Genomic DNA, 2,069 nt, shown 5'->3' with positions numbered 1-2,069 from the left:
TTGAATAGGAAGAATAAGTGACAATCACTCATTTTTGAAAATCATTTATTCCGTTTAGCCCCAAACTCTTTTTTCCTATTCTCTTACAATGAGGCAAACTCCTCAATCAATTCCCGATACTGTTTCATCGCGTTATTAATTGGCTCAGGCGAGGTCAAATCAACCCCTGCCTTCTTCAAGAGATCAAGCGGATATTCGGAGCTTCCGCTCTTTAAGAATTCCAGATAGGAGGCTTGAACCTCTTTGTTGCCCTTCAGCAATTCCCCTGCCAAATGAATGGCGGAGACAAATCCAGTCGCATATTTGTACACATAGAATGGACGGTAGAAATGAGGAATTCGTGACCAGCCGTATGCTGTTTCTTCCTCTTCTTCTACGACATCACCGCTGTAGGCATTTGATAATTGGCCGTAAATTTGATTGAAGGATTCCTTATTAAGCGGTTCGCCTTGCTCTGCCTTCTCATGCGTGATTTTCTCAAACTCACTGAACATAACCTGCGTGAAGAAGGTTCCGTTGAACTGGTCAATAAAGTAATTCAATAAGTATTTCCGTTTCTTCGGATCCGTCGTTTCTTTCAATAAGTAATGAATTAACAGCACCTCATTTACCGTTGAGGCCACCTCTGCCACAAAGATGGAATAGCCGGCTGAGATTCTTGGCTGATAGGTAGAGGAATAATAGCTGTGCATCGCATGGCCCATCTCATGAACGAGCGTGAACTGGCTGTCAATATCATCATGATGATTCAACAGGATGAACGGGTGTACCCCATAAACGCCAAGATTATAGGCGCCAGAGCGCTTCCCTGGCGTTTCCCTGACATCGACATAGCGTTTGTCACGGAAGCTGCTGAGGATGCTTAAATACTCCTCACCAAGCGGATGAAGTGCCTTTAGCATGGTCTCGTAGGCTTCGTGATAGCTGATATCCTGCTTCACACCTTCTACAAGATCGACACTCAAATCATATGGCTTCAATTGTTCAAGACCGAGGATTTCCTTGCGAATCTCATTATAACGGTGCTTCGCATCTAAATTCTTTCTTGTCGTTTCAATCAAATTCTCATATACCTCAACCGGCACCTTATCAGCAAACAATGCCTTCTCAAGCGCGGATGAGTAGTTTCGAATCTTTGTCCGCACAACATTGTTCTTAATATTGGCTGATAAGGTAGAAGCAATCACGTTCGCATATTGAAGGTAAGGCTTGTAATAGGCTTTATAGGCCTCTTTCCGTACATTTCGGTCAGTGTCCTCAATCAGCTTTGAGTACATCCCCCTCGTGAGCTCGACCATATCGCCATTGCCGTCAGATACCTCGCCGAACTGAATGTCCGCATTATTGAACATTTGGAAGGTCGTATTCGGAGCAGAGAAGGTTTCCCCTAGTTTCGATAAGAGCTCCTCCTGTTCCTTATTCAAGGTGTGATTCTTATAACGGAACGCATCCCATAAGTCCTTCTCGAAGTATTGGAGTCCCTCCTGTTCCTTAATATACGTGCGCAACGTCTCTTCATCCAAGCTTAATAAGTACGGCATGAAGAATGCGCCGGCCTCGCTTAACTTCACGCTAAGCGTACGTGCTTTCGCCAGTAAATTTTGCGCCAATGATTCTCGTGTATCCAAATCACCAAGCAGCATCGCATACACGTATATATTCGTGAAGATGGCATCTGTCTCTTCATTCTTGGTCAAATAATCAAGCAAGTCCTTGCCATTCTGTATTGCCCCATTATAGGCAGCAATCTCACCGACAAGTCCCTCTACCTGCTGATAATCCTTCTCCCAATCGTCTATGCTGGAGTATAGGTCAGTCAAATCCCATTTCTCATGGTCTGGTACTTCATTGCGATCTTTATACTGTTTCATATGGCTGCCTCCTGTTCATTTGTCCATTGTTTATGTATATACATGGATAGGCCCGTATTAGCACTGGTCCCTTATCTATCTAGTTTACCAATAAAGAGCAGAAAACTTACGATACTTGCTTGAAAGATACGATAAGATTTCAATCCATCAGGGAGTTCCTCATCCCTTATTCTTCTACCGGCCGTTCAGATTGCCTAA

1 protein-coding gene is annotated in these 2,069 nt (G+C 43.8%); it reads right to left on the bottom strand.

The window, feature by feature from the left end; all coding sequences use genetic code 11:
* Positions 1-83: 83 nt before the first annotated feature.
* Positions 84-1,871, bottom strand: a complete 1,788-nt coding sequence (pepF, locus tag ACI35L_RS09015; RefSeq protein WP_439802706.1) for an oligoendopeptidase F — start codon at positions 1,869-1,871, stop codon at positions 84-86.
* Between the last annotated feature and the right edge of the window lie 198 nt (positions 1,872-2,069).

The organism is Pradoshia sp., assembly GCF_051873915.1.
GTDB lineage: Bacteria > Bacillota > Bacilli > Bacillales > Pradoshiaceae > Pradoshia.
Note: the sequence above shows the minus strand (reverse complement) of the source record. Positions and strands in the feature narration are given on the sequence as shown.